Below are 20,695 nucleotides of genomic sequence, written 5' to 3' on the forward strand. Positions count from 1 at the left end.
CGAAGCCCCTCACGCGGCGAGGGTGCTGTCCTGCGGCGGATGGGTGAGGTGGGCGAAGGTCGCGATCCGGCTGGGGCGGCCCATCAGGAAGCCCTGCACCGCCGAGCAATTCTCGCCCATGAGGAAGTTCAGCTCCTCCACCGTCTCGACGCCCTCCGCGAGGACCGGCATCCCGAGGCCCCGGCCGAGGCCGAGCACCGAGCGGACGATGGCCGCCGTCTGCTCGTTCGAATCCACGGTGCGGATGAACGAGCCGTCGATCTTGATCTTGTCGAACGGGTAGGCGCGCAGGTTCGAGAGCGACGAGTAGCCGGTGCCGAAATCGTCCATGGCGATGCGCACGCCGAGGGCCTTCAACTGGCGCAGCGTGAGCTGGGCGCGGGCGGGCTCGCGGATCAGGGCCGTCTCCGTCACCTCGATCTCCAGGCGCTCGGGGGCGAGGCCGGTCTCGCGCAGGACCTCCTCCACCAGGGGCACGAGGTTCGGCGCGTGGATCTGCACCCCCGACACGTTCACCGCCACGGTGAGCGGGCTGGTCCAGCCCGCCGCCTCGCGGCACGCCTCGCGCAGCACCCATTCGCCGATGGGCAGGATCAGGCCGCTCTCCTCCGCGATGGGGATGAAGACCGCGGGCGAGACCGACCCGCGCACGGGATGCTGCCAGCGCAGCAGCACCTCGAACCCGATCACCCGGCCCGAGGCGACGTCGCTCTGCGGCTGGTAGACGAGGTGCATCTCGTCCCGCGCCACGGCGTGGCGCATGTCGTGTTCGAGGTGCCGCCGGTCGCGCACCTGCGCGCCCATCGTCGCCTCGAAGAAGCGGTAGGTGTCCCGCCCCTCCGATTTCGCCCGGTAGAGGGCGGTGTCGGCGTAGCTCAAGAGCAGCGCACGCTCGTCGGCGTTGTCCGGGTAGATCGCGATGCCGAGGCTGGTGCCGGCGGACGGCCCGACCATGTCGCGGTTCTCGGCGCGCAGGGCATCGAGCACCGCCTCCGCGAGGCGGCCCGCCGCCACGGCGTGGTCGCAGGGCATGAGGATCGCGAACTCGTCGCCGCCGAGGCGGGCCATCAATTGGTTCTCGCCGAGGAGCCCGGTGATCGTGCGGGCCACGGTGACGAGGAGCGCATCGCCGGCCGCGTGGCCGAACAGGTCGTTGACCTCCTTGAAGCGGTCGAGGTCGAGGCACAGCACCGCGAGCTTGCCGCCGGTCGCCGCCGCGAGCTTCATCTCCCGGTCCAGCCGCAGGTTGAAGCTCGCCCGGTTGGCGAGGCCGGTGAGCGCATCGTGGTGGGCAAGGAACTGGATCTGCCCCTCGGCCTTGCGCCGGGCACGCAGGTCGCGCACCGCGACGGCGAAATGGGGCTCGTTGCCGTAGGTGACGGGGCGGACGATGAGTTCCACGGGGATCGTCTCGCCCCCGGCCCCGCTCAACTCGGCCTCGATGGGCTGGTCCGGCTGCCCGCCGAGGGCGATCTGCGCCCCGGCCTCCGGCAGGAAGCGCGCCAGCGGCACGCCGCCGAGATCCGAGGCGGGCAGGCCGACGAGGGCGCCGAAACTGTCGTTGCCGTTCACGATGGTCGTGCCCCGGCAGACCAGAAGCCCCTCGACGGCGGCGTTGGCGAGGCTGTTCAGCCGCTCCCGCGCCAGGATCGCCTGCCGGCGCTCGCGCAGGTCGAGCAGCAGCGCCGCGCCCGCCATCAGGAGGATCGCGACGCTCGCCAGCGCCACGCCGACGCCGAGCCAGCGGGCCGGCAGGGCGCTGTCGGTGATGGCGACCGAGGGGTCGGGCACGATGGTGATCGCGCCCATGGCGGTGAAATGGTGGCTGCAGATCGCCGCCAGGAGCAGGAGCGCGCCGACGACCTGCCCGGTCGGCCCCTCGCGCCGCAACCCGACCTGAAGGGCGGCCGCGCCGAGCACCCCGCCGAGGATCAGCGAGACGGCGACGAGGGTGCGGTCCCACCGGAGGTGGCCCGGCACCTCGAAGGCCGCCATGCCGGTGTAGTGCATCGCCGCGATGCCGCCGCCGAGGACCAAGCCGCCCAGCACCGGCGCCGCCGGCAGCCGCCGGGACAGCGCCACCGCCAGCCCGGCCCCGGTGAGGGCGATGGCGTAACCGAGGGAGAGGATCGTCAGCCGGGTCGCGTAGCCCGTCGGCAGGCTCGGCTCGAAGGCGAGCATGGCGATGAAGTGGGTCGCCCAGATTCCCGAGCCGCCCGCCACCGCCGCGACGGCGATCCACACCCCCTGCCAGGGGCTCTGGCTCCGCCGGGCATGGTGGAGCAGGGCGACGCAGGCGGCCGAGGCCAGCGTGCAGATGAGAGCGGCGAGCCCGACCAACCAGAGGTCGTGCTCGCCGAAGAAACATCCCAACACGGTGAGCATCAGGCAGCCGAAGGTAGATTTGTCGTTGCCCCTTACGTTACCTGCCTGACCTTAACTTCCTTTTACGTTCGACTCGGCGGCCGCCGCGATCGAAAGAAAAAACGTGGCGCGTTTTGTCGCGATGCCACATTCGGCTCGGGCTATAGCCTGCGCTCAGGAATGGACCTGTTGGATCACGTTGCGCAGGGTGCCGAGGCCGACGATCTCGGTCTCCATGACGTCGCCGGGCTTCAGGAATTCCGGCGGCTTGCGGGCGAAGCCGACGCCGGGGGGCGTGCCGGTGGCGATGATGTCGCCGGGCACCAGGGTGAGGCCGCGCGACAGTTCCGAGACGATCCGCGCGACCTTGAAGTACATCTGCTTGGTCGAGGCGTCCTGCTTCACCACGCCGTTGACGCGCAGGAGCAGGCGCAGGTCCGTGGGGTCGATGTCCGAGGCCGGGACGATCCAGGGTCCGATCGGCCCGTGGCCGTCGAGGCTCTTGCCCTTGAACCACTGGCCGCCGTGCAGGGTGCGCTGCATGTCGCGGGCGGTGGTGTCGTTCAGGACGCTGTAGCCGAAGACATGGTTCAGGGCGTCGGCTTCCTTGATGTTGCTTCCGCCCGTGCCGACGATGATCGCGAGTTCCGCCTCCCAGTCGATCTGCGTCGAGACCTCGGGATCGTAGGGGATCGGGTCGTAGGGGCCGTTCACCGTGTTCACGCCCTTGGTGAAGAACACGGGATGGGCCGGGTATTCGGTCTTGGCGAGGCTGGTCGCCTGACCTTCAGCGAAGTGTTCGAGGTAATTCCAGCCCACGGCGTAGACGTTGCGCGTCGGGGCCGGGATCGGCGCCAGCAGCCGCACCGTCTCGACCTTCGGCCCGTCGCCGGAGGCGGCGGCGCGGCGCACCACGTCGAGGGCCTTCGGGCCCGCCTCGATCAGCGAGACCATCCGCGTCGTGTCGAGCCCCGGCACGGCGACCTGCGAGAGGTCGATCACGCGCCCGTCGCCCTTCACGGCGCCGAGGCGCGGGGCCTTGCCCGTCTCGGGGATGAAGGTGACGAGGCGGAGCATGTCACCGCCGCTCGGAGGGATCGGGTGCCCCGGCCCGCTGGCCGGGCTCTGGGCCCTGGCCGGTGCCGCCAGGGCGCCGACGGCGGTGGCCGCCGCCGTCAGGTGTAGGAAGTCGCGCCGTGTGCTCATGGAAACCGTCTCCTCCGGCCCACCCTTCGTTGGGGCGGTACCGGAGAAGCTTCGGCCTCGCGCATTCAAAATGCAATGCGCTGTTTCACGTCGGCGCCGGCTCGGCCTCCCGCGCCTTCTCTGCCGGCTTTCCGGGCTCGTCCTTCGCCCTGTCCCGGCTGCCGAGCAGGCGCTCGAAGGCGACGTAGAAGGTTGGCGTCACGAACAGGGTGATGAAGGTCGCCACCACGAGGCCGCCGATGACCACCGTGCCCATGGAGACGCGGGCGTTGGCGCCCGCCCCCGAGGCGATGGCCAGCGGGATCGAGCCGGTGATGAAGGCGAAGGAGGTCATCAGGATGGGGCGCATCCGCAGCCGCGCCGCATCCTGCGCCGCCTTGAGGGCGTCCTCGCCCTGGCGCCGCAGATCCTCCGCGAAGGAGACGAGCAGGATCGAGTTCTTCGCCGCGAGCCCCACGAGGAGCAACAGGCCGATCTGCCCGAAGATGTCGAGTTCGAGCCCGCGCAGGGCGAGCGAGCCCACCGCGCCGAAGATCGCGATGGGCGTCGCGAGCAGGATCACGAAGGGCAGGCGCAGGGATTCGTACTGCCCGGCCAGCAGCAGGAAGATCATCAGCACGCCGAGGCCGAAGATCAGCGGCGCGTAGCCGCCGGCGACCTTCTCCTGATAGGCGACGTCGGTCCATTCCACGGCGTAGTCCGAGGGGAGCTTGCTCTTGGCCAGCGCCTCGACCTCCTTCAGCACCGTGCCGGAACTCGCGGTGGAGGCCACCTCGATGGCGACCTCGATGGCCGGATAGGTGTTGTAGGACAGGACCGCCGTCGGCCCGGTGGTGAACTCCGCCCGCACCAGGGAGCCGATCCGCACCGGCTCGCCGCGCCCGTTGAGGACCGGCAAGGCCTCCAGGTCCTGGATCGTGCGCCGGCCCGAGGCCTCGCTCTGCACGTAGACCTGATAGACGAAGCCGAACCGGTTGAAGAGGTTCACGAAGCTCGACCCGACATAGGTGCCGAGGGCGTCGAACAGGTTCTGGAGCGGCACGCCGAGCTGCTCGGCCTTCGCCCGGTCGATCTCCAGCCGGATCTGCGGCACGCCGTAGCTCGTGGTCGGCAGCGCCTGGCCGATATTCGGGCTCTTGCTCATCTCGTCGATGAACTTTTGCGCCGCCTCCGCGAGCTTGATCCCGCCCTCGCCGCTGCGATCCTGGATCTCCAGGGTCAGGCCGCTGCGGGTGCCGAGACCGGGAAGCGGCGAGGGGTTGACCACCCGCACCTTGCCGTCCGGATCGTGCCGGAACTCCTTCTGCACGCGGGCGATGACGTCGTCGGCGGTGGCCGTGCGCTGGCCCCAGGGCTTCAGGATCGGGATCTGGAAGCCGTAGAACGGCGCCACCGCATCCGCGAGGATGCTGCGCCCGACCACGCCGATCCCGTGCTCGACCTCCGGGATCTCCCGCAGGGACTTGCCCAGGCGCTCCACCATCTTGTCGGTGCGCGCCACCGAGGCGCCCTTCGGCAGGGCGACGTCGGCGAAGAAATAGCCCTGGTCCTCGTTCGGCACGAAGCCGGTGGGGCGCTGCATCACCAGCAGCACCGTCACCGCCGCGAAGGCCGCGAAGGCGAGCCCGACGAGGACGACGTGGCGGCTGAGCGCGCCGATCATCGTCGTCAGCCCGTTCGCCGCCTTCTCCAGCGCCCGGTTGAACCAGCGCAGCGGCGCCTTCCAGCGGCTCTGGCGCGCCTGTGCCCCCTCCGGCCGGTGCTTCAGGATCATCCCGCACAGGGCGGGCGTGAGGGTGAGGGAGACCACCGCCGAGATCATCACCGAGATGGCGATGGTGAGCGCGAACTGGTTGTAGAGCTGTCCCGTGAGGCCGGGGATGAAGGCCACCGGCACGAACAGGGCGGCGAGGACCAGGGTCGTCGCGATGACCGGGCCCGCCACCTCGTTCACCGCCTCGCGGGCCGCCGGGCGGGGCTCCATCCCCTCGTCCATCAGCCGCTCGGTGTTCTCCACCACGATGATCGCGTCATCGACCACGAGCCCCACCGCCAGCACCATGCCGAGCAGGCTCAGGGTGTTGAACGAGAAGCCGAGCAGGGCCATCGGCCCGAACGTGCCCACCAGCGCCACCGGCACCGCGATGGAGGGGATGAGCGTCGCCCGCCAGTTCTGCAGGAAGAGGTAGGTGACGACGACCACGAGGATCAGCGCCTCGAACAGGGTGTGCACCACCTCGGTGATCGCCTCGCGGACGAACTCCGTGCGGTCGAGGGCGATCTTGTATTTCAGCCCCGGGGGAAAGCGCCGGGCCAGTTCCTCCATCGTCGCCTTCACCCCGTCCATGACGTGGACGGCGTTGGCGCCGGGGGTCTGGTAGAGGCCCAGCGTCGCGGAGGGTTTCCCATCGAAGCTGGAGCGTACGCCGTATTGCTCCGAGCCCAGCTCCACCCGCGCCACGTCGCGCACCCGCACCACCGAGCCGTCCGGGTTGGCGCGCAGGAGGATGTTGGCGAATTCCTGCGGCTGGCTGAGGCGCCCCTGCGTCACCACCTGCAACTCGAACGGCGTCGGCTTGCCGTCCGTCGGCGGCTTGCCGAGGGAGCCGGTGGTGATCTGCTCGTTCTGCTGGCTCACCGCCCGGATCACCGCGTCGGGGCTGAGGGCCAGCGCCTCCATCTTCACGGGGTCGAGCCACAGCCGCATGGCGTAGCGCTTCTGCGAGAAGTTCTGGATGCGGCCCATGCCGTCCACCCGGCGCAGCGGCTTGATGACCTGCGTCTCGGCCCAGTTCGCCAGGAACAATTCGTCGTAGGGCGAGCCCGGCTCGGCATAGAGCACGATGTTGCCGAGCTGCTGGCGGGTGCTCTTCTGGATCTCCAACCCTTGCGAGCGCACCGAAGCCGGCAGCCGCGCCTCCGCCCGGTTGGCGCGGGTCAGCACCTCGGCGGCGGCGGCGTCGAGATCCGAACCGATCTCGAACGTGGCATCGAGGTTGACGCTGCCGTCCGTGTTGCTGGTCGAGGCGATGTAGAGCAGGTGCTGCGCGCCGTTGATCTCCTGTTCCAGCGGCGTCGTCACCGCGTCGTAGGCCTGCTGCGCGCTGGCGCCGGGATAGGTCGCCTGGATATTGATGATCGGCGGCGCGATCTCCGGGAACTGCGCGATGGGCAGGGTCAGGCCCGCCACGGCGCCGATCAGGGTGATCAGCACCGAGATCACGCCCGCCAGGATAGGGCGATCGACAAAGCGGGCGAACATCGAACCTCGCCAATACGGGATGGCCGCGAAAACCGGGCATGCAACGCGATCCGGTTTGGCGTGTTCCCCGTCCTGTTCGACGCGGGGGGTCAGCGGCGTGCGCAGGGGCGTGAAGGTTGGGCTGGTGGGCGGCGGGCTTGCCCTCGCCCTGGCGGGCGGCGGCTGGTACGCGGCGGGCAAGCCCTCGCCCTCCGCGATCCTGGCGATGCTGCCGGGGGGGAAGGCGCCGGCCAAGACCGAAGAGGCCGAGCCCACGCTCACCGTGACGGCGGTGCCGGCGCACCGGCAATCGGTGCCGATCAGCTTCGTCTACACGGGCACGATCATCTCGCAGCAGGACGCCGCCCTCCAGGCGCGGGTGACGGGCGACGTGACCGCGCGCCCGTTCGAGCCCGGCAGCCATGTGAAGAAGGGGCAATTGCTCTTCCGCATCGACAAGCGCCCCTTCGAGGTCGCCCTCGCCCAGGCCAAGGCCCAGGAGGCGCAGGCCAAGGCGCAGCTGCAATTCGCCCAGGCCGAGGTGGACCGCACCGATTCCCTCGCGGACAAGGGCTACGCCTCCGAGCAGCGCCTGCAGCAATTGCAATCGAACGCGGCCTCCGCCGCCGCGCAGGTGCAGGGCGCCGAGGCCTCCATCGCCCGCCAGAACCTCAACCTCGACTACGCCGAGGTGAACGCCCCCTTCGACGGGCGGGCCAGCCTCTCGATCGTCAACCCCGGCGACCTCGTCATCGAGAACCAGACGCAGCTCGTCACCGTGGTGCAGCTCGACCCGATCGACGTGCAGATGGCCCTCTCCTCGGAGGATTCGGAGGCCCTGCGCGAGGCGATGCAGAAGGCCCCCGTCTTCGTCGAGGTGCTGGACGAGTCCGGCAAGCCGATCCGCAAGGCGAAGGTCTACCAGCTCGACAACCGCTTCGACCCCCGCACCGCCCGCCGCCTCGTGCGCGCCCTGCTCCCCAACGAGGACGAGCGCTTCCTCCCCGGACAGTTCGTCCGCGCCCGCGTGACCCTCGGCACGGAGGACAAGCTCCTCGTGCCCACCATCGCGCTCTCGGCCCGCCTCGCGCAGCAGATCGTCTACGTGGTCGATGACCAGGGCGTCGTGCGCCAGAAGCCGGTGACGACGGGCGACAGCTTCGGGGACAACACCGCGATCATCGCCGGCCTCAAGGAGGGCGAGCGGATCGTGACCGACCACCTTCAGGACATGCGCCAGGACCTGAAGGTCGAAGTGCGCGCCCCGCAGGACGAGAACCAGGGCATGAAGGCCGACGAAACCGGGAGCGCGCGCCGTGACTCGCAGTGACGCCCTCCGCCTCGCCCTGGTCGCAGGGGCACTGGCCGCCCCCCTCCCCGCCGCCGCGAAGGGGTGCCGGGTGGACCGGGCGCATTACGCCGCCCTCCACAAGGGGATGACCCTCCACCGGGTGACGGAGCATCTCGGCTGCACGGGGCGCCGCATCTCCCACCTCACCATCGGCGACATCCACCGGGCGACCTACAGTTGGGCCGGGCACGGCACCTATGGCGCGAACCTGACCCTGACCTTCCGCAACGGCCGGCTCACCGACAAGGCCCAGCTCGGCCTGCGGTGAGCCTCGCCGCGCCTCAGAAGGCGAGGTTGAAGGCGCCGCGCACTCCCTGCCGGTGCGCCCGCTCGCCGACCTCGCCGGTATAGGACATCGACAGGTTGACGCCCTGCGTGACCTGCGCCCCGATCCCGAGATCGCCGACGAGGCTGTCCTCGTCGAGGGGCACGCCCAGGACCGGGAAGAGGCCGGTTCCGGCAAAGCGCATCGTCCGCACCGGGACCACGTCGCCGAAGGCGTGGCGCCAGCCGAGGGTGCCGGTGGTCTCCACCGCGACGCCGCCGACATCGAAGCCGAACCGCCCGCGCAGGCCCAGCGTCGCGAAGCCGGTGTCCATCTCGCTCCGGTCCACCGCCAGGGCGGCGAGGCCACCCTGCTCGGCGAAGCCGTCGGAGGCCACGCGCACCCCCGCCAGCCCGGCCAGCGGTTCCAGCGCGGCCGTGAAGCGGTCCGTCACGCTCATGTCGAAGCGGTAGGCGACCTCCCCGAAGGCCTGCGCCGTGCCGGATCCGGAATGGCTGCTCAGCCTGTCCGAGAAGCCGGGAAGGGCCACGAACCGGCTCGCCTTCCCATCGTCCCAGGCATAGGACATCCCCGTCCGCAGGCTGAACCGGCCCCAGTCCGCGCTGCCATAGGCGCCGAGGATCGGCGCCTCGGCCGAGGCGGAGCCGCTGCCGCGCGCGCCCGTGAGCGTCTGGCGCTGGTAGCCCGCGAACAGGCCGAGGCGGCTGCCGGTCCAGATCGAGGCATCGAGACCCGCCAGCACGCCGCCGAGGCCGGATCGGACGCCCTGCGCCTCGGCGGTGCCGCCGCTCCGGCCCCAGCTTTCGAGGCCCGCCACCCAGACCGCCGGGCAATCGCGCCGCTGGACCTCGGCGTGCCGGGGCTCATCGAGGCAGGCCGCGCTGCCGTCGCCGCGCATCCGGCCGAGGACGATCTCCCGCGAGGCGGCGCTGCCGGCCGCCTGCAGGCCCATCATCGTGGCATGGAGGCTCCCGGACAGGGCGCTGAACGTCGCCCGCGCCGTGGCGGCGTTGGGCAGGCGCTCGGCCGCGGCGCGCAGGGGCGAGGCGGCCGGCATGGCTTCGAGGCTCAAGGCCACGCCGCGCTGGTTGGTGGTGTGAGCCACATCGACGAAGGTGCTCACCCGCTCCACGTCGAGATAGACCTCGTTCGGCCCGTAATGGTCGCGCAGGCCGTAGAAGGCCGAGACCATCGTGTCGCCCGTGAGGGTGAAGGTGCCGGTCACGCCCCCCGCCGCGTTCATCAGCGTGTAGCGCGTGTTGGGCCGGAACGCGTCCGTGCCGAGGCGGGTGACGGCGAGCATGGCCCCGCTCTCGATCACCGCCCGGCCGCCGATGGTGATCCGGCCCGTGATCGTGCCGGCCGCCGCCAGGGAGACCGCGTAGGCCGAGCCCGCCTGCTGCAGGGTGGAGCCCTTCACCGTGAGGCCGTCCGGCGCGAGGGTGGAGCCCGCCCGCGCCACCACGGCCCCCACGAGCCCCGACCCGGACAGGGTCGTGCCCGAAAGCGCCGTGATCGCGGAGCCCGCCAGCGAGCCGTTCACCCGCAATCCGCCCCCGGCGAGGGTGGTGGGGCCGGCGAAGGCCGCGGAATCCCCGGTGACGACGAGGGTGCCGGAGCCGCGCTTGATGAAGCTGCCGGTGCCGAGGATCGTGTTGGCGAAGGGCGCGTCCGCGCCCTGATCCAGCACCAGCGTGCCCCGGTTCGTGATGGCACCGCTGCCGAAGCTCCCCGCCGACCCGACGAGCGTGCCGGCCTGGATGGACGTGCCGCCGGTATAGGTGTTGGCCCCTGCCAGCGTGGTCGTGCCGGACCCGATCTGGGCGACGCTCCCCGTCCCCGCGATGGGGTTGGCGAGGGTGAACGCATCGCCCCGGTTGACCGCGAGGACGCCCTCGTTCGCCACGGGGCCGGTGCCGACCGTGCCGCTGCCCGCGAGTTGCAGGGTGGCGCCGGGGGCGATGGCGGTGCCGCCGCCATAGGTGTTGGCACCGGCCAGGACCTGCGTGCCGCCCGCCACCGCGAGGCCGCCCGGTCCGTCGATGCGGCCGGCGAACGTGTCCCGCGCGTTCATAAGGGTGAGCGTCCGGGCGCCGAGCGTCACGGTGCCGGTTCCTGAGAGCGTCGTGATCGCGGCGCCCGACGCGGTGCCGGCGATGTCGAACGTGCCGTTGTCGACCACGCCCGACGAGGCGATGCCGCCGCCGGTGCCCGCGAGCGCCAGGGTGCCGCCGGGGGCGATGGTGGTCGCGCCGGTATAGGTGTTGGCACCGGTCAGGGTCTGGGTGCCGCCCGCAACGGTGAGGCTGCCCGTCCCGTCGATGCGGCCGGCGAAGCTGTCCTGCCCCGCCGTGATCGTGAGGGGCTGGCTGCCGAGCGCCACCGTGCCGGTGCCGGCGAGGCTTCGGATCGATGCGCCCGAGGCCGTCCCCGCGATGTCGAGCGTCCCGTTGTCGATGACACGCGACGAGCCCGCGATGCTGCCGGTCCCCGTGAGCGCCAGGGTCGCGCCGGGGGCGAGGGTGGTGGCGCCCGTATAGGCGTTGGCCCCCGTCAGCGTCTCCGTCCCGCCCGCGATGGTGACACCGCCCGTGCCGCCGATGCCGCCCGCGAAGGTGTCCCGCGCATTCGTCAGGGTGAGCGTCCGGTCGCCCAGCACGACATGGCCGGTGCCGGAGAGCGTCGTGATCGCCGCGCCCGCGTTCGTGTCCGCGATGTCGAACGTCCCGTTGTCGGTGACGCCCGACGACGACGCGATGCTGCCATCGCCCGCGAGCGCCAGGGTCGCGCCGGGCGTGAGGGTGGTCGCCCCCGTGTAGGTGTTGGTACCGCCGAGCGTCTGCGTGCCGCCTGCGACGGTGAGGCCGCCCGTGCCGCCGATGGTGCCGCCGAACGTGTCCTGCCCCGCCGTCACGGTCAGAGTCCGGCCGCCGAGGACGACGGTGCCGTTGCCCGCGAGGCTTCCGACCGAGGCGCCCGCATTCGTGCCGGCGATGTCGAACGTCCCGTTGTCGATGACGCGCGACGAGCCCGCGATGCTGCCATTGCCGGTGAGCGTGAGGGTCGCGCCCGGCGCGAGGGTGGTGGCGCCCGTATAGGTGTTGGTTCCGGTCAGGATCTCCGCCCCGCCCGCGACGGTGAGGCCACCCGTCCCGCCGAGGCTGCCGGCGAAGGTATCCCGCGCGTTCGTCAGGGTGAGCGTCCGGTCGCCCAGCACCACATTGCCGCCGCCGGACAGCGAGGTGATCGAGGCACCCGTAGTCGTGCCCGCGATGTCGAACGTGCCGTCGTCGGTGACGCCGGAGGAGGCCGCGATGCTGCCATGGCCGGTGAGCGCCAGGGTCGCGCCGGGGGTGATGGTCGTGGCGCCCGTGTAGGGATTGGCTCCCGCCAGGGTCTGCGTACCGCCCGACACGGTGACACCGCCCGTCCCGCCGATGCCGCCCGCGAACGTGTCCTGCGCGTTCGTCAGGGTGAGCGTCCGGTCGCCCAGCATCACCGTACCGCCGCCGGAGAGCGAGGCGATCGAGGCGCCCGTCGTCGTGCCCGCGATGTCGAACGTCCCATTATCGGTGACGCCGGACGAGGCCGCGATGCTGCCGCCGCCCGCCAGCGCCAGGGTCGCGCCGGGGGCGATACTGGTGGCGCCCGTGTAGGGATTGGCCCCCGTCAGGATTTCCGTGCCGCCGGAGACGGTGACACCGCCCGTCCCGGCGAGGCTGCCGGCGAACGTGTCCCGCGCATTCGTCAGGGTGAGCGTCCGGTTGCCCAGCACCACATTGCCGCTGCCGGACAGCGAGGTGATCGACGCCCCCGCGTTCGTGCCCGCGATGTCGAGCGTCCCGTTGTCGATGACGCCGGACGAGGCCGCGATGCCGCCGGTGCCCGCCAGCGCCAGGGTCGCGCCGGGGGTGATGGTGGTGGCGCCCGTGTAGGGATTGGCCCCCGTCAGGGTCTGCGTGCCGCCGGTCACGGTCACGCCCCCCGTCCCGCCGATGCCGCCCGCGAAGGTGTCTCGCGCATCCGTCAGGGTGAGCGTCCGGTCGCCCAGCACCACCGTGCCGCTGCCCGCGAGGCTCTTGATCGACGCGCCCGCGTTCGTGCCGGCGATGTCGAAGGTCCCGTCATCCGTCACCCCCGAGGAGGCGGCGATGCTGCCGGCGCCGGCGAGCGCCAGGGTGCCCTGGGTGATGGTGGTGCCGCCCGAGTAGGTGTTGGCCCCCGTCAGGACCAGCGTGCCGAGGTCGGATTTGAGCAGGCCGTTGCCGGCCAGGACGCTGCCGATCGTCGCCGTCATGCCCGCGCCGGCCGCGGTGCCGTCGCCGACCCGGATCGGCGTCGCCGCCTGGGTGAGGGTGATGGGATCGCCGACGATCCGGTAGCCATCGACGGCGAACTGGATCCCCGTGACGCGGATCGCCCCCGCGCCGACATCCACCGTGACCGTGCCGGGCTGGCCCTCGAACAGGACATAGGTGCCGTTGGAGAAGGCCGCGTTCGGGGTCCCGTCGGTGGTGGTCCAGTTGTCGATGTTGGGCGCGCCGCGCGTGGCCGCGGCGGTCCACACGCCGTCGCCGCCCTGCACGATCCCGTCGTTCTTCACGGCCGCCGTGCCGTCCCAGACACTGAAGGTCATGCCCTGGGTGTTGACGAGGTTGACCTGCCCCGCCACCGTCGTCTGCAGGATGTTCGCCGAGCCGGTCGGCATGGTGCCGAGGGCGAGCCCGTTGTTCGTCAGCGTCCCGCCATAGGTGAACAGGCGGTAGACGCCCGCGCCGTAGAGGCCGCCCGTCGCCTGGGTCACGTTGAGGGTGCCCGCCAGGGTGAGGTTGCCGCCGACGGCGACGAGATCGTTCATCGATCCGCCCGCGACCCCCGCCTGCCCCAGCTCGAAATTGAGGATCGAGGCCGCCGACAGGACGAGATCGCCCGCGATGGTGAGGGTGCCGGGGCTGTTGCCGGGGGCGAGGATGCCGTCCGCGACGCTCACCGTGCCGCCGAGCGTGCCCCCGCCGCCGAGGGTGCCGCCGCTCGCGACGCTCACCGTGCCGCCGAGCCGGCCGTTCACGCTGAGCGTGCCGGCGGTGATGCCGGTCGTGCCGGCGAAGGCGGACGAGTCCCCCGTGAGCCGGGAGTTGCCCGCGCCGCGCTGGGCGAGGGTGCCGCTACCCGAGATCGCCGCGCCCACCTCGACGGTGTCCGCGCGGTCCAGGGCGAGGGTCCCATCGACGGCCGCCGCCCCGCCGAGCGCCCCCGTCCTGCCGCCGTCGCCGATCTGCAGGGTCGCGCCGCGCCCGACACCGGTCGTGCCCGTGAAGCGGGAGGCATCGCCCGTCAGCACCGCCGTCCCGCGCAGGACGCGGAACGACCCCGAACCGAGGATCGCGTCCGAGAGGGTGGACCTGTCGGTGCGGTTGTAGGCCAGCGTCCCGTCGGCGGTGACGCCGCCGCCGAGGGCGCCGCTCGTCCCGCCGTCGCCGATCTGCACGGTCGCGCCGTTGGCGATGCGGGTGGTGCCCGTGAAGCCGGAGGAATCGCCCGTTAGCACCGCCGTCCCGCCGAGGACGTCGAGGGCCCCCGCGCCGGAGAGCGTGACGGGCAAGGTGGACGTGTCGTTCCGGTTGAAGGCCAGGGTTCCGCGATCGACCACGCTGCCGCCGAGGGCGCCGGCGGCGCCGCCATTGCCGATCTGCAGCGTCCCGCCGTTCGCGACGCGGGTCGTGCCGGTGAAGCCGGAGGCGTCGCCGGTCAGGACGGCGCCGCCGCTCACGTCGAACGTGCCCGCCCCCGTCAGGGTCGCGGACAGGATGGCGCTGTCGCTCCGGCGGGAGGCCAGGGTGCCGTTGACGGCGACGCTGCCGCCCAGGGCACCGCTCGTGCCGCCATCGCCGAGTTGCAGCGTCGCGCCGTTGGCGACGCGGGTCGTGCCCGCGAAGCCGGAGGAATCGCCCGTCAGCACCGCCGTCCCGCCGAGGACGTCGAGGGTCCCCGAACCGGAGATCGCGCCGGCCAGCGTGGACGCATCGCTCCGGTTGTAGACGAGGGTGCCGCTGTCGGTGATGCTCCCGCCGAGGGCGCCGCCGGCATCGATCCGGAGCGTGGCCCCATTGGCGATTCCGGTCGTGCCCGCGAAGCCGGAGGAATCGCCCGTCAACGCCGCCGTCCCGCCGAGCACGGAGAGGCGACCCGAACCGGAGATCACGCCCGGCAGCGTGAACGTATCGGTGCGGTTGTAGGCGAGGGTGCCGTTGTCGGTGAGGCTCCCGCCCATGGCGCCGCCGGCATCGATCCGGAGCGTGGCCCCGCTGGCGATACCGGTCGTGCCCGCGAAGCCGGAGGAATCGCCCGTCAACGCCGCTGTCCCGCCGAGGATGGTGACGGTGCCCGTGCCCGAGATCACGCCGGCCAGCGTGGACGCATCGCTCCGGTTGTAGGCGAGGGTACCGTTGTCGGTGATGTTGCCCCCCAGGGCGCCGTTCGTGCCGCCATCGCCGATCTGCAGCGTCGCGCCGTTGGCGAGACGGGTCGTCCCCGTGAAGCCGGAGGAATCGCCGGTCAGCGTCACCGTTCCGCCGCGCAGTTCGACGCCCCCTCCGCCGGAGATCACGTTCGAGGCGGTGAGGGAATCGGTGCGGCCGAAGGTCAGCGTGCCGCTGTTGGCGATCCGGCCGCCGAGCCGGCCGCCGGTGCCGCCGTCGTCGATCCGCAGGGTCGCGCCGGCGTCGATGGTGGTTTCCCCCGCGAAGGCCGAGGAATCGCCGGTCATGACGACGATCCCGCCGCGCGTGGTGATCGTGCCCGAGCCGGACAGGGTGCCGGCGAAGGACGACGCGTCGGCACGGTCGAAGGCCAGCGTGCCCTCATTGGTGACGGCACCGCCGAGCAGCCCGCTCCGGCCGCCGTTGCCGATCCGCAGGGTTCCCCCCCTGGCGATCGTGACCGTGCCAGCGAAGCCCGAGGCGTCGCCGGTCAGGGTGCCGGTTCCGGTCGCGACGACATCGAGCAGGCCCGCGCCGCCGATCGCACCGCCGAAAACGGCCGTCTCGCCCGTCGCGGCGACTTGCAGGACCGCGCCGTGGGCGACCACCGCAGCGCCGGTGAAGCCGGAGGAATCCCCCACGGCGATGATGCGGCCGCTGTCCACCGCGAGCGCTCCCACCCCCCCGAAGGTGAGGGAGGATGCGGCGGTGCCCGCATACCGGAACAGGCCGTCGACGTGAACGGTCCCGCCGAACGATCCGCTCGTGGCGACCTGCAGGGTCCTGTGGCTGTCGATGCGGGTCGTGCCCGCGAAGGCGGACGAAGCGCCCGTCAGGCGGACGGCGTTCGCCAGCACCTCGAAGGTGCCCGTGCCCGCGAGAACGCCCGCGTAGGTCAGGTCCGGCGCGGTGGTGCCGGTGTCGTTGCCGAATTGCAGCTTCGCCCTGGCGTTGATGGTGGTCGTGCCGGTGAAGCCCGATGGGTCGGCGGCCAGGATCGTCTTGCCCGCCACCAGCGTGATCGCCCCCCCGCCCGACACCTGCGGCGTGAATGCGTAGGCGTCGCCCGTATGGTTGAAGTTAAGGGTGCCGGTCCCGTTGCCGAAGATGAGGGCAGGGACCTGCAACGTCCCCGCCGCCGCCGCAGCGGCATTGGGCGCTGCGCCGATGTTGATCGTGCCAATGGAGCCAGGGCTCTTGGCGAGAAAGGCCGTCGTTGCGGCAACCTGTCCACCATTGGAAATCGTCAGCGTGCCCGTTCCCAGGTTGCCGACTGTCAGGCCGTTGCTGTTGGTCCAAGTAGAGTTATTCCCGTCAACGGAAGCGTTACCGACACCCGTCACGTCGCCGCCCAAGGATCCGTTCTTGGCGGAAAGCGATCCGCCATTCGTAATAGTCAGCCTTCCGTTACCGCCTGCGCCTACAGTAAAGTTGGACGATGCAGCCCAATTCGAGTCAGCGCCATCAATAATGACAGCGCCACTGCCTCTAATGCCGGAACCATTAGATTGGAAGCCAATATTTGCTTTTGTGCTGGAAACTCTACCTCCGCTCTGAATATTTAAGCTTCCAACACCAAAGTACCCAACCTCAATCTCGTCTCCAGCTATGAGTTTTCCGCCGCCTGCAACCTCCAACATACCCGTCCCGTAACTACCAATAGTTACGATACCGTCGGTTGCAATCTGTGAGTTTATGCCAGAAATACCGACTAGACCATTCGACCCAGCATTAAGACCGATCACCAAGCTCTGAGAAATGGACTCCGATATATCTAGGGTTTGGCCACTCCGTACGATCAATGTGCCGCTACTGTCTTTACCGACAATGATTTGATTGGCGCTCGCTCCAGCAGTCTCAACCACGCTTTGGCGCGTGACATCGATCTCGACGGTGTCGACGTTGAGCCTCGGTACGCTGCCGGAACTCCAATTCCCCGCATCCGCCCAATCGGTGCTGATCGTCCCCGTCCATTGGTTCGGCGAGGCGGCATGGGCCGGCGTCAGGGCCGTGGAGGACAGCAGGCAGACGGCGACCGCGAACCGCCGCGCCGGAAGCGGCAGACTGCCCGACGCCGCGGTTGAACAGGCAAGGCGGACGCGTACCGCAAGACGTCTGGGCCCGTCGAACTTCATCCAGCCCATGATGTGATTTGCTTTCACAACGCCATCGAACGCGATGTGACAGGCGCTGACCGCAGGCCGGCCCATGTCTCCGCATGCCAGCCAGCATATGACGCGATGTCTTTCCGAGTCGTTTACCAACCGAACGATGATCGTTCGGCCCATTGGTTGCCCCAATGCCAAAACTCGCGACATCAAATTGATTTAATAGCATCTACAGTTTCCTCTATAGACTTGCGAACAATCCTGCAATGTCACAAAAACGAGCCATCGGTATGCGGAAACAATTTTTCAATACGCTAAACAGTGGCCAGCTTATCGAAACACCTGATTATTCGATCACTTGCTCAAACCACGGCGCCCAGCAAGCCTGAGCCTGAAAACTCAGTTCTGCTGCGATCTCCTTGCCGTGCCCGTGGAGGAGCATGACCGGATCGGGCGAAACCGGATCAAATCCTTCTGCATCCCTGCCCGCCCCGATCGGCAATGCAGGCGTCAAATGGTGGACTCGGGGAGAGACCGCTACCCGGCACTGGGGGCCCTGCCCGACACGCGGCCGAACGCCAATGCGGGCTCCGAGACCCGGATCGGCAAACGCGGTTGCCGCTGCGCCCCGGCGGGTCTACACGCCCCCGCTCCGGTGGAAGCAGGGAGCGGCGATGGGCGACGACATGGTTGCCATCCTGCTGGCCTTGGCGACGGAGAACGCCGAGCTGCGGGGCCAGCTCGCGCAAGCCCAGGACATGCTCGTGGAAACCGCGATTGACGCGGGCAACCTCCACGCCCTGATCGAGGCCATTCAAATCGAACGGGATGCGTGGCAAGCTGAGGCCGAAGCGCTGCGGGCGCGCCTTGCGCGGTCGGCATGACGCTCCACGGCAATGGAGGGCATCATGGGCCTACTCGCCTTCATCCTGATCGGCGGTCCCTGGGTGGCCGCGACGGCGTGGCTCTGGCTTCAGGCGGGCGGCGTCGAGGCCTGGAATCAGGTCGTTCACGGGGCGCCGCCGAACGGCCACTGACCTTTTCACCGCAGGACAGGCGCGCCCGCGCCTGCTAAGGCAGCGCTCTCCCCGCACGCGGCCCCGAGGCGTTCGCGACACCGCACGGTCCGCAGCGGGTGAGCACGCGACGACAGGCGGATGCGAGCCAGTTCCTCCCATCCTGCCCGTGATGCCTCGGCCGGGCGGTCGCGTGAGGGTCGGCGTGGCGGGGGAACTGGACACCGCACGCGCCGGCCCACGGCCCCCATCGAGTTTGCCAAGTCTTAAGCGCGAATGATTGCGCTTACACTTCGGTAACCAGCGTCGATCTTCGAAAACGCCCCCATCTCTGAGCAAATCTCCTTCGGTGGCGGGTGTGTCTGTTCAGCTACAGTCAGGTTTTAGGCAATGATATAGGAAGGGCTCAACCACGGTTTTGTTGAGGACATCCACCCTATGAAGACGCTCATCGCCTCCCTCGCCGCCTTCACGGCCCTGACCGCCGCCGCTTCGGCCGCCGACCTGCCGCGCCGCGCCGCCCCGCCGCCGATCTTCACCCCGGTGCCGGTCTTCACCTGGACGGGCTTCTACGCCGGTTTCAACGCCGGTTACGGCTTCGACGCCTCCTCCAGCCGCGCCCCGACCGTCGTCGGCGTCTCCCCCGGTAACGCCATCTTCGCGACCGGCAACACCCTCCAGAGCGGCGTCCTCGCCTTCTCGAACTCCAACAACAACGAAGGCTTCGTCGGCGGTGGCCAGATCGGCTACAACTACCAGTTCACCCCGGGCTCGGGCGTGGTCGTCGGTATCGAAGCCGACGCCCAGTACGCCGACTTCGGCCGCCAGCGGAACCGCTTCTCCGCCATCGGCGCCAACGGCTCCGCCATCATCCCGGGCACCCTGGTGTTCAACCCGAACGGCCTCTCGGGCCTCGACTACTTCGGCACCGTGCGCGGCCGCCTCGGCTACGCCTTCGACCGCACCCTCGTCTACGCCACGGGCGGCTTCGCCTACGGCTCGGGCGGCGGCCGTCAGTTCGGCACCGGCGTCAACTCCGATGACTTCCAGACCGGCTACGCCGTCGGCGGCGGTGTCGAGTACGCTCTCCCGACCGACTCGTTCCTGAACTTCTTCCGCTCCTCGGCCGTCACCCTGAAGGTCGAAGGCCTCTACGTGAACCTCGAGCAGAACCGCCGCACCGCCGGCTCGTTCGCCCAGAACATCGGCGGCGCCCTCGTCTCCACCACCACCCCCGGCGTCACCCTCGTCTCCGGCCCGGCCAACACCCGCCGCGACACCGAGTTCGCCGTCGTCCGCGCCGGCGTGAACTACAAGTTCGGCTCGTACTAAGACCCTTCGTTCGGACTTGGCCCCAAAGTCAGCCCGATCGAACTGATTTCATCGGCCAAGCAGCGCCCCAGGAGTGTCACAACTCCTGGGGCGTTTGTGCTTTACTCGGCCGCTTCGGTGTTGGCGTCGTCCTCATCCAGGATCACTTCCAGATCCCCGACGAGCGCGTCGAGCTGATCGGGCGTGCCCTTCAGCTTCAGCTTGGTCCCGTCCTCGGCTTCGACCGCGATCTCGATGTGATCGCCGACCTTGGCGGCCATGGCCTGCTTCACGGTGTAGGTGGTCACGTCTGCCTTGTCGGCCATGCCTGTCTCCTTGATGGGCTTCAGGCAACTGGGCGGACGGGCCATCGTCGCTGCGGCAGAACCCCGCGCTGGCCGTTCATGGGCGGCGGAAGGCCCGATGCGGGCACCGGTGCGAAAATGCACCTCTCCGGCCCAATGATCGCGGAATGGCGCGTCGCCCGCCTCGGCGGGCTTGTCTGGTGCAATGCAAAATCTTATAAATGCAGTGCAGGACAGCGATGGCGTCGCCGTCCTGCCGCCCTTCTTGGGCGTTTCCTCCCTAGACTTTCAGCCGCTCCTCGTGGGCGGCTTTTTCTTGTCCGGGACACCGGCCGTAGCCGAGAGTGCGCGGCCATACAAGCAGGATTGCGCTACAAAAGCAGCGCGATGGCAATTTACTGCAGCGATCCGCCCCTGGCCGTGGATCGTCCCCCGCCAGCCGCGATGGTGATCCGATGACCCTCCCGATCCTCCCCGCCTCTGCCTTCAAGGCCCCGACGGTCCTGCTCTCAGGGGCCGTCGACTACGCCCTGTACAAGGATTTCCGGCAGCAGTTCGAACCGGCCCACGAGCACGACCTCGTCGTGATCGAACTGTCGACCCTCGGCGGCGATCCGGAGGTCGCCCGGATGATGGGCGAGGACGTGCGCTACCATAGCGAGATGAACCCGGAGAAGCGGTACGTCTTCCTCGGCAAGGCGGCGATCTATTCCGCCGGCACGACCTTCATGAGCTTCTTCGCCAAAGCCAACCGCTACCTGACGCGGGGGACGCGGTTGATGATCCACGAGCGCAAGATGGACAAGCACCTGCACGTCCAGGGGCCCCTCACCACCTGCGTGGCGGCGGTGAAGGCGACGCTGCACGAGCTCGAGACGTCGATCGCCATCCAGAACGAGGGCTTCGCGAACCTGATCCTCGGCTCGTCCGTGACGATGGAGGAGGTCCTGCAGCGGGCGCCGGCCAATTGGTACCTGGAAGCGGAGGAGGCCAGGGGGCTCGGTCTGATCGAGGCGGTGCTCTGAGGC

General features: G+C 69.9%; 12 protein-coding genes and 1 pseudogene. 7 read left to right on the top strand and 6 right to left on the bottom strand.

Annotated elements, in window-relative coordinates:
• Nucleotides 1–9: 9 nt before the first annotated feature.
• From ACXJ1Y_RS16390 to ACXJ1Y_RS16400, 3 genes are all read right to left on the bottom strand, one after another.
• On the bottom strand, nt 10–2,385 hold the full coding sequence (locus ACXJ1Y_RS16390; RefSeq protein ID WP_463847244.1) for a bifunctional diguanylate cyclase/phosphodiesterase: 2,376 nt from the start codon (nt 2,383–2,385) through the stop codon (nt 10–12).
• A 153-nt stretch (nt 2,386–2,538) separates the two neighbouring features.
• Nucleotides 2,539–3,570: a fumarylacetoacetate hydrolase family protein gene (locus ACXJ1Y_RS16395; RefSeq protein ID WP_463847245.1), complete on the bottom strand. Its 1,032-nt coding sequence runs from the start codon at nt 3,568–3,570 to the stop codon at nt 2,539–2,541.
• An 85-nt stretch (nt 3,571–3,655) separates the two neighbouring features.
• On the bottom strand, nt 3,656–6,832 hold the full coding sequence (locus ACXJ1Y_RS16400) for an efflux RND transporter permease subunit (protein ID WP_463847246.1): 3,177 nt from the start codon (nt 6,830–6,832) through the stop codon (nt 3,656–3,658).
• A 97-nt stretch (nt 6,833–6,929) separates the two neighbouring features.
• Between ACXJ1Y_RS16400 and ACXJ1Y_RS16405 the strand changes: the two genes are divergently transcribed.
• Both ACXJ1Y_RS16405 and ACXJ1Y_RS16410 read left to right on the top strand, forming a co-directional pair.
• Nucleotides 6,930–8,141 carry an efflux RND transporter periplasmic adaptor subunit gene (locus ACXJ1Y_RS16405; RefSeq protein ID WP_463847247.1) on the top strand — a complete coding sequence of 404 codons (1,212 nt, stop codon included), beginning with the start codon at nt 6,930–6,932 and terminating at the stop codon, nt 8,139–8,141.
• Nucleotides 8,128–8,430, top strand: a complete 303-nt coding sequence (locus ACXJ1Y_RS16410; RefSeq protein ID WP_463847248.1) for a hypothetical protein — start codon at nt 8,128–8,130, stop codon at nt 8,428–8,430. The genes ACXJ1Y_RS16405 and ACXJ1Y_RS16410 overlap by 14 nt, the downstream gene beginning before the upstream one ends.
• A 13-nt stretch (nt 8,431–8,443) precedes the next feature.
• On the opposite strand, the gene ACXJ1Y_RS16415 is transcribed toward ACXJ1Y_RS16410, so the two are convergent.
• Both ACXJ1Y_RS16415 and ACXJ1Y_RS16420 read right to left on the bottom strand, forming a co-directional pair.
• Entirely contained in the window at nt 8,444–16,054 is a 7,611-nt protein-coding gene (locus tag ACXJ1Y_RS16415; RefSeq protein ID WP_463850140.1) for an autotransporter-associated beta strand repeat-containing protein, read from the bottom strand.
• Between the two features lie 105 nt (nt 16,055–16,159).
• Nucleotides 16,160–16,792 (bottom strand): annotated as a pseudogene (locus ACXJ1Y_RS16420) (hypothetical protein); the annotation flags it as partial.
• A 10-nt stretch (nt 16,793–16,802) separates the two neighbouring features.
• Here ACXJ1Y_RS16420 and ACXJ1Y_RS16425 point away from each other — a divergent pair.
• The 4 genes from ACXJ1Y_RS16425 to ACXJ1Y_RS16440 all read left to right on the top strand — a co-directional run bounded on the left by ACXJ1Y_RS16425 (nt 16,803) and on the right by ACXJ1Y_RS16440 (nt 19,383).
• Nucleotides 16,803–17,078 carry a hypothetical protein gene (locus ACXJ1Y_RS16425; protein ID WP_463850198.1) on the top strand — a complete coding sequence of 92 codons (276 nt, stop codon included), beginning with the start codon at nt 16,803–16,805 and terminating at the stop codon, nt 17,076–17,078.
• A 631-nt stretch (nt 17,079–17,709) separates the two neighbouring features.
• Nucleotides 17,710–17,919: a hypothetical protein gene (locus ACXJ1Y_RS16430; protein WP_463847249.1), complete on the top strand. Its 210-nt coding sequence runs from the start codon at nt 17,710–17,712 to the stop codon at nt 17,917–17,919.
• 24 nt (nt 17,920–17,943) lie between these two features.
• Nucleotides 17,944–18,072, top strand: a complete 129-nt coding sequence (locus ACXJ1Y_RS16435; protein ID WP_463847250.1) for a hypothetical protein — start codon at nt 17,944–17,946, stop codon at nt 18,070–18,072.
• A 417-nt stretch (nt 18,073–18,489) separates the two neighbouring features.
• Complete coding sequence (locus ACXJ1Y_RS16440; RefSeq protein ID WP_463847251.1) at nt 18,490–19,383, top strand: outer membrane protein; 894 nt, start codon at nt 18,490–18,492, stop codon at nt 19,381–19,383.
• A 101-nt stretch (nt 19,384–19,484) separates the two neighbouring features.
• On the opposite strand, the gene ACXJ1Y_RS16445 is transcribed toward ACXJ1Y_RS16440, so the two are convergent.
• Nucleotides 19,485–19,688, bottom strand: a complete 204-nt coding sequence (locus ACXJ1Y_RS16445) for a hypothetical protein (protein ID WP_463847252.1) — start codon at nt 19,686–19,688, stop codon at nt 19,485–19,487.
• A gap of 434 nt (nt 19,689–20,122) precedes the next feature.
• On the opposite strand from ACXJ1Y_RS16445, the gene ACXJ1Y_RS16450 reads away from it, so the two are divergent.
• Nucleotides 20,123–20,692 carry a peptidase S14 gene (locus ACXJ1Y_RS16450; protein WP_463847253.1) on the top strand — a complete coding sequence of 190 codons (570 nt, stop codon included), beginning with the start codon at nt 20,123–20,125 and terminating at the stop codon, nt 20,690–20,692.
• Nucleotides 20,693–20,695 lie beyond the last annotated feature (3 nt).

The sequence above is a fragment of the Methylobacterium sp. TK26 genome (assembly GCF_055361565.1).

Coding starts and splice junctions, on each gene's coding strand:
- ACXJ1Y_RS16440 (WP_463847251.1), top strand. CDS start 18,490: ATGAAGACGCTCATCGCCTCCCTCGCCGCCTTCACGGCCCTGACCGCC.
- ACXJ1Y_RS16400 (WP_463847246.1), bottom strand. CDS start 6,832: ATGTTCGCCCGCTTTGTCGATCGCCCTATCCTGGCGGGCGTGATCTCG.
- ACXJ1Y_RS16445 (WP_463847252.1), bottom strand. CDS start 19,688: ATGGCCGACAAGGCAGACGTGACCACCTACACCGTGAAGCAGGCCATG.
- ACXJ1Y_RS16450 (WP_463847253.1), top strand. CDS start 20,123: ATGACCCTCCCGATCCTCCCCGCCTCTGCCTTCAAGGCCCCGACGGTC.
- ACXJ1Y_RS16395 (WP_463847245.1), bottom strand. CDS start 3,570: ATGAGCACACGGCGCGACTTCCTACACCTGACGGCGGCGGCCACCGCC.
- ACXJ1Y_RS16435 (WP_463847250.1), top strand. CDS start 17,944: ATGGGCCTACTCGCCTTCATCCTGATCGGCGGTCCCTGGGTGGCCGCG.
- ACXJ1Y_RS16390 (WP_463847244.1), bottom strand. CDS start 2,385: ATGCTCACCGTGTTGGGATGTTTCTTCGGCGAGCACGACCTCTGGTTG.
- ACXJ1Y_RS16430 (WP_463847249.1), top strand. CDS start 17,710: ATGGGCGACGACATGGTTGCCATCCTGCTGGCCTTGGCGACGGAGAAC.